Below are 7,310 nucleotides of genomic sequence, written 5' to 3' on the forward strand. Positions count from 1 at the left end.
GCAATCCGTGGCGCGCCTGCCGAAGAACCCGCTGATCCCCACGCGCGGGGGTGTGTCGCCCAGTTGCATCGCGCTGCCGACCCACCAACCGGTGCCATGGTCCACGCTGCTGGACTTCCTCTCGGATCGGCTGCCCGCCGTGCAGCGCGCAAGCTGGCACCAGCGCATGGCCAGCGGCGACGTGCTCCGCGAGACGGGCGAACCTTTGCGACCCGACGCGCCCTTCGTGCCAGGCACACGCGTCTACTACTACCGCGCGCTCGAAAACGAACCCGTGGTGCCCTTCATGGAGTCGGTTGTCTTCCGTGACGACCTTCTGCTGGTGGTCGACAAGCCGCACTTCCTTCCGGTCACGCCGGGTGGCCGGTATGTGCAGCAGAGCCTGCTGGTGCGTCTGAAGAACCGGCTCGGCATCGACACGCTGAGCCCGATCCACCGCATCGACCGGGAGACCGCCGGGCTGGTGGTGTTCAGCCTCTGGCCGCAGCACCGCGACGCCTACCAGGCGCTGTTTCGCGAGCGCGCAGTGTGCAAGGTGTACGAAGCGATCGCGCCGCACGACCCCGCGTCGGTGTGGCCCGTGGTGCGGCGCAGCCGCATCGTGGAAGAAGAAGGCGCGTTCTTCCGCATGGGGGAGGCCGATGGCGAGCCCAACAGCGAGACGCACATCGACGTGCTCGAACGGCGGGGCGACTGGGCACGCTATCGGCTCGAACCCCTCACCGGCAAACGCCATCAGCTGCGCGTGCACATGAACGCCCTGGGCCTGCCGATCGCGGGCGATCAGTTCTATCCGCGCGTGCTGCGCGGGCCAGACGCAGCCGAGGACTATTCGGACCCGCTGCAACTGCTGGCGCGCGAGCTCGGTTTCAACGATCCGATCACCGGCGAGCAGCGCCGCTTCCGCAGCGCACTCACCCTGCACTGGCCGCCATTCAGGCCTGCACTTCGCGCGCCGTGATCTGGTACTTGAAGTCGTCAGGCGCGTAGGAATCCAGTCGCTGACCGCCGGTCTCGGCCGTGGGATACATGAAGAAGCCAAGTTCCGGTCCCTGGGCCTGTGGCAGCTTCACATCGTGTGCCATGTTCCACGCCATCCAGTTGCCTTCCCAGCCACCGAACAGCTTGCGGTTCACCGGCGCCACCACCGGGTGTTGCGTGGTCTTGATCCAGTCCGGCGTTTCCATTCGCATGACCTTGGCCACATCAGCCGGATCCATCGCCACCCAGCCATGGCCGGCCAGATGCACCTCGGCGCGGCAGTGCTGCGCCCCCTTCAGACTGGCGGGATTGCCGCTGAGCTCCTTGTAGCCGAATGCCGAAGGCGCCAGGCGGATGCCGTACACGTCGCGTGCGGGCAGGCCAGCGGCGCGGCACAGGCCGACGAAGATCGCGTTGAGGTCGGCGCACTTGCCGCCCAGGTTGCCGGTTTCCAGCATGGTCTTGATGTCGCCCTCGCCACAGCCGCGCACCTTGGGCTCGCGGTAGGTGTTGGCCACGACCCAGTCGTAGATCTGCTGTGCCTTCTGCACATCGGTGCGCGCGCCCCGCGTGGCATGGATCGCGGTCTCGCGCACGATGCCATCGGTGGGCAGCAAGCGCGTGGGCTGGGTCCAGAAGCGCAGGCTGGCGGCGTCCTCGGCGCTGGCGGTCTTCTGGCTCATGTCCGCGGCCCGGCTGCGGGTCTGCACACGGCTGGTGATTTCCACATAGGGCGCGGCCACACCCGGCTCGAAGCCCACATGCAGCATGCGCGCACCGTACTGGCGATCTTCGGTAAGGCGCGCGCTTCCGTTGCTGCGGAAGTCGCTGGTCAAGGACCGCTGCCAGTCGCTCTCCACGGCGGGCACGGGCAGCCAGACCTGCGTGGCGCCTTGTGGCTTCGTGATGTCCACGCGGGTGGTCACGTCGAAAGTGCGCCACGCGCCGGGCTGAGGATTGAACTCGCGCCGCACAGGCTGAACCGCCGGGGTCTGGGCAAACACAACGGCGGAGTGAAGGAACGGGGAGGCGGCCGCCACGGACGTGGCAGCGCGGCGCAGAAAACTGCGGCGATCGGTGGTCATGAAGAGAACTCCGGAATGTTGAAACACAGACGGAACCGCAGACACAGGGTGCGGTGCAACGCCTCGAAGGTCGGCACGCCATGCGCGCCAGACTGCCGCGATTATGAGACCCGAAGCCTCGACCCGTGGATGCGGTGAATCCGACAGGAGCAAGGGCCGACGCTCAGGCGGCCATGAGCCGCTCGACCCAACCCAGCGCCTCGGAACTGCTCCAGTCCACCTCGCCGCGCACGCGTTCGCGCGCCAGGCCATCGCGGGCGATCAGCACCGTGGTGGGAAACACGCGCACGCCCCAGGCCCGGGCATGATCGCCCTGGGGATCCAGCCACACGGGCAAGCTCAGGCTGGTCTGGGCCATGAAACGCTGCACGCGTTGCGGCGGCTCCTTGAAATTGAGCGCGATGACCGCCAGCCGGTCTTCACCCATCAATGGCGGCAAGCCTTGCAGCGTGGGCATCTCGGCCCGGCACGGCTCGCACCAGCTGGCCCAGAAATTGAGCAACACGGCGCGGCCTTTGAAATCCGAGAGGCGAACGGCCTGGCCTTGCAGGTCGAGCGTTTGCAGCGCGGGTGTGGCCTCACCGCGCGGCCAGGCGCTGCGTTGATGGGCCGGTGCCTGCGCATGTGCCGCAGGCAGGAGGACCGCCGCGCCCAGTGCCCCCAGGCATTGGCGGCGGCTCCAGGTGTTCACAGCCGCTCAGCCACCCAGGCCTGCACCGATTGCAGGGCCTTGGGCAGGCTCGCTGCGTCGGTGCCGCCGGCCATGGCCAGGTCGGGTTTGCCGCCGCCCTTGCCGCCAACCTGCTGGGCGACGAAGTTCACCAGTTCACCGGCCTTGACCTTGCCCATGCTGTCGGCGGTCACGCCCGCGGCCAGCTGCACCTTGTTGCCGTCCACCGCGGCGAGCACGATGGCGGCGGTCTTGAGCTTGTCCTTCAGCTTGTCCAGCGTGTCGCGCAGCGTCCTGGCGTCGGCACCGTTGAGCACCGCGGCCAGCACCTTGATGCCCTTCACGTCCACCGCCTGCGCCATGAGTTCGTCGCCCTGGCTGGAAGCGAGCTTGCCCTTGAGCGCCGCGAGCTCCTTCTCCAGCGCCTTGAGCTGATCCAGCGTCTGGCCGATGCGCACGGTGAGCTCGGCCGTGGGCGCCTTGAGGGCGCCTGCAGCCTGGGCCACGGTGTCTTCAAGCGACTGCAGGTAAGTCAGCGCGTTCTCGCCGGTGATGGCCTCGATACGGCGAACACCTGCGGCCACGCCACCCTCGCCCACCACCTTGAACAGACCGATGTCGCCGGTGCGCTGCACGTGCGTGCCGCCGCAAAGCTCTCGACTGCTGCCGATGTCGAGCACGCGCACGGTGTCGCCGTACTTCTCGCCAAACAGCATCATGGCGCCGGTCTTCTGCGCCGACTCGATGTCCATCAAGCGCGCCTGCGTGGCTGCATTCGACAGGATCTCGGCGTTCACCAGCGCTTCGATCTGGCGGATCTGCGCGTCCGTCACGGGCGCGTTGTGCGCGAAGTCGAAGCGGGTGCGCTCGGCGTTCACCAGCGAACCCTTCTGCTGCACATGATCGCCCAGCACCTCGCGCAGGGCCTTGTGCATCAGGTGGGTGGCGCTGTGGTTGCGCACGGTGGCAGCGCGCAGCGCGGTGTTCACCTGCGCGTTGACACTGTCGCCCACGGCGAGCGTGCCCTGCTCCAGCGTACCGTGGTGGCCGAACACATCGGCCCGGATCTTCTGGGTGTCGCTCACCGCGAACACTCCCGTTCGCCCTGAGCCTGTCGAAGGGCTCGGCGAGGTGTTGGCCAGGGCTTCGACAGGCTCAGCCCGAACGGAGATGGTGCCCTCGTCGCCCACCTGTCCGCCGCTCTCGGCGTAGAACGGCGTGCTGTCCAACACCACCACGCCGCTCTGGCCGGCCTTGAGCTCGGCCACCGAGGTGCCGTCGAGGTAGAGCGCCACAATTTTCCCCGGCGCCTCAAGCTGCTGGTAGCCGAGGAACTGATTGCCCGCACCGCTGTATTCCAGCGCCTTGTCCATCTTGAACTTGCCAGCCGCACGGGCCTGCGCCTTCTGCTTGTCCATGGCGGCGTGAAAGCCCGCCTCGTCCACCGACAGGCCGCGCTCGCGGCACACGTCGGCCGACAGATCGAGCGGGAATCCATAGGTGTCGTGCAGCTTGAAGGCCACGTCGCCTGGCAACACCTTCGCACCACCCGCCAGCGCGGCATCCAGGATTTCCATGCCGTTGGCCAGCGTCTCGTAGAACCGCTCCTCCTCCGCCTTGAGCACGTCGATGATGCGTTGCTCCTGCCGCGCGAGGTTCGGATAGGCCGCGCCCATGAGCTTCACGAGGTCGGGCACCAGTTTGTGAAAGAACGGTGTCTTCTGGCCGAGTTTGTAGCCATGGCGGATGGCGCGGCGCACGATGCGCCGCTGAACGTAACCGCGCCCTTCGTTGCCAGGGATCACACCGTCGCTCACCAGGAAGGCGGTGGCACGGATGTGGTCGGCGATCACCTTGAGCGAGGGGTTGGCGAGATCGCTGGTGTGCGTCTCACGCGCAGCGGCCTTGATGAGCGCGTCGAAGAGGTCGATCTCGTAGTTGCTGTGCACGTGCTGCAGGATGGCCGCGAGCCGCTCCAGGCCCATGCCCGTGTCCACGCAGGGCGCGGGCAGCGGCGTGACGGCGCCGGTCTCGTCCATGTTGAACTGCATGAACACGTTGTTCCAGATTTCGATGAAGCGGTCGCCGTCTTCATCGGGGCTGCCTGGAGGACCACCGGGAATGTGCGGGCCATGGTCGTAGAAGATCTCGCTACACGGGCCGCACGGCCCGGTGTCGGCCATCATCCAGAAGTTGTCGCTCTTGTAGCGCCCACCCTTGTTGTCGCCAATGCGGATCACACGCTCCGGAGGCAGCCCGATTTCCTTGGTCCAGATGTCGTAGGCCTCGTCGTCTTCGGCATACACCGTGGCCAGCAACCGCTCCTTGGGCAGCTGGTAGACCTCGGTCAGCAGCTCCCAGGCCCATTTCAGACTCTCCCGTTTGAAATAGTCACCGAAGGACCAGTTGCCCAGCATCTCGAAGAAGGTGTGGTGGCGAGCGGTGTAGCCCACGTTTTCCAGATCGTTGTGCTTGCCACCGGCACGCAGGCAGGCCTGCACCGACGCCGCACGCACATAAGGCCGCTTGTCGGTGCCCAGGAACACGTCCTTGAATTGCACCATGCCCGAGTTGGTGAACATGAGCGTGGGATCGTTGCCAAGCACCAGCGGGCTCGACGCCACTACGGTGTGGCCCTTGGAGGCGAAGAAGTCCAGAAAGCTCTTGCGGATGTCGGCAACGGAAGCGGGGCGGGTCATGGGGGCCTTGTGGGTGAAAGGTCGTTGAACGCAAGCGGCGCACGACAGCGCCAAACCGGCTATTTTCCAACATGCGCGCCCTCTATGCTTCCAGGCCTTCAGGCGGCACAATCGCAGGTCGATTGTTTAACAAGTTAAATGATTGCCGGCTCAACGAACACCGAATCGACGGAGACCTCCCCATGGACATGAAGACCTCCCCACTGGCCCTGCTGAAAGACCCCAGCCTGCTCAAGACCGATGGCCTCATCAACGGCCAGTGGGTGGCCGGCAGCAGCCGCTTCGACGTGCTGGACCCCGCCACTGGCCGCAAGCTGGCCGACGTGGCCAACCTCGGCCCGAAGGACGCCGAGGCGGCAATTGCCGCTGCCAACGCCGCTTGGCCCGCCTGGAAGGGCAAGACCGCGAAAGAACGCAGCATCATCCTGCGCAAGTGGTTCGACCTGCTCATGGCCAACCAGGACGACCTGGGACGCATCATGACGGCCGAGCAAGGCAAGCCCCTGGCAGAAGCCAAGGGCGAGGTGGCCTATGGCGCGAGCTTCGTCGAGTGGTTCGCTGAAGAAGCCAAGCGAGTCAACGGCGAGACGCTGCCCACCTTCGACAACAACCGCCGCCTGCTGGTGCTGCGCCAGCCCATCGGTGTGTGCGCGGCGATCACGCCCTGGAACTTCCCGCTGGCCATGATCACGCGCAAGGTGGCACCCGCGCTCGCCGCCGGTTGCCCCGTGATCATCAAACCCGCCGAACTCACGCCGCTCACCGCGCTGGCCGCGGCCGAACTCGCCATCCGGGCGGGCCTCCCGGCCGGTGTGTTCAACCTCATCACCGCCGACAGCGAGCAGTCCATCGCCGTGGGCAAGGTGCTGTGCGCGAGCGACGTGGTGCGCCACATCAGCTTCACCGGCTCCACCGAAGTGGGCCGCATCCTCATGGCGCAGAGTGCGCCCACGGTCAAGAAGATGTCGCTCGAACTCGGCGGCAACGCACCCTTCATCGTGTTCGACGACGCCGATGTCGACAGCGCGGTCGAAGGCGCGTTCGCCAGCAAGTACCGCAACGCGGGCCAGACCTGCGTGTGCTCCAACCGCATCTACGTGCAGGCCGGCGTGTACGACAGCTTCGTGGAGAAGTTTGCCGCCCGCGTGAAGACCGCCAAGGTCGGCAACGGATTTGACGAAGGCGTGAACCAGGGCCCGCTAATCGAAGAAGCCGCACTGGCAAAGGTGCAGCGCCACGTGGACGACGCGCTGGCCAAGGGGGCCCGCGTGGTCGCTGGCGGCCAGCGCCTCACGACCATGGGCAGCGGCCAGTTCTTCGAACCCACCGTGGTGGCCGACGCCACGGCCGACATGCTCTGCGCACGCGAGGAAACCTTCGGCCCCTTCGCGCCCGTGTTCAAGTTCGAGACCGAGCAAGAGGCCATCGACGCCGCGAACCATACCGAGTTCGGCCTGGCCAGCTACTTCTACAGCCGCGACGTGGGCCGCATCTTCCGCGTGAGCGAAGCGCTGGAGTACGGCATGGTCGGCATCAACGTGGGCATTCTCGCCACCGAACACGTGCCCTTCGGCGGCGTCAAACAGTCCGGACTGAGCCGCGAAGGCTCGCACCACGGCATGGACGACTACGTGGAAATCAAGTTCCTCTGCATGGGCGACATCCTCAAGTAAACTCCACGCCTTCGCGGGTGTAGTTCAATGGCAGAACGGCAGCTTCCCAAGCTTCATACGAGGGTTCGATTCCCTTCACCCGCTCCACTGCATCATTCTGCGGACTTCCGCAGAAGTCCAAGAGAGTCTGCAAGTCGTTGCCACGCAAAGACTTTTCCTCTCTTTGATGTTCTGCTGTGGTCCACTGCGATCCGCCTACAGC

5 protein-coding genes and 1 tRNA gene are annotated in these 7,310 nt (G+C 66.0%); 3 read left to right on the forward strand and 3 right to left on the reverse strand.

The window, feature by feature from the left end; all coding sequences use genetic code 11:
• Positions 1-7: 7 nt before the first annotated feature.
• Positions 8-961, forward strand: a complete 954-nt coding sequence (locus AB7F11_RS05105; protein WP_428289720.1) for a pseudouridine synthase — start codon at positions 8-10, stop codon at positions 959-961.
• On the opposite strand, the gene AB7F11_RS05110 is transcribed toward AB7F11_RS05105, so the two are convergent.
• The 3 genes from AB7F11_RS05110 to alaS all read right to left on the reverse strand — a co-directional run bounded on the left by AB7F11_RS05110 (position 936) and on the right by alaS (position 5,435).
• Positions 936-2,066: a transglutaminase-like domain-containing protein gene (locus AB7F11_RS05110; RefSeq protein ID WP_428289721.1), complete on the reverse strand. Its 1,131-nt coding sequence runs from the start codon at positions 2,064-2,066 to the stop codon at positions 936-938. The genes AB7F11_RS05105 and AB7F11_RS05110 overlap by 26 nt on opposite strands.
• A gap of 163 nt (positions 2,067-2,229) precedes the next feature.
• A complete protein-coding gene (locus AB7F11_RS05115; protein WP_428289722.1) occupies positions 2,230-2,757 on the reverse strand; it encodes a TlpA family protein disulfide reductase in 528 nt (175 codons plus the stop codon).
• Positions 2,754-5,435, reverse strand: coding sequence for an alanine--tRNA ligase (alaS, locus tag AB7F11_RS05120; protein ID WP_428299864.1), 2,682 nt, complete (start codon positions 5,433-5,435; stop codon positions 2,754-2,756). The genes AB7F11_RS05115 and alaS overlap by 4 nt, the downstream gene beginning before the upstream one ends.
• 182 nt (positions 5,436-5,617) lie before the next feature.
• Between alaS and AB7F11_RS05125 the strand changes: the two genes are divergently transcribed.
• The gene (locus AB7F11_RS05125) at positions 5,618-7,108 is read left to right on the forward strand and encodes an NAD-dependent succinate-semialdehyde dehydrogenase (RefSeq protein WP_428289724.1); all 1,491 of its coding nucleotides are present in this window, start codon (positions 5,618-5,620) and stop codon (positions 7,106-7,108) included.
• A gap of 13 nt (positions 7,109-7,121) precedes the next feature.
• Positions 7,122-7,195, forward strand: a tRNA-Gly gene (locus AB7F11_RS05130).
• Positions 7,196-7,310 lie beyond the last annotated feature (115 nt).

Source organism: Hydrogenophaga sp. (assembly GCF_050250835.1).
In the GTDB taxonomy this organism is placed as follows: Bacteria; Pseudomonadota; Gammaproteobacteria; order Burkholderiales; family Burkholderiaceae_C; genus Hydrogenophaga.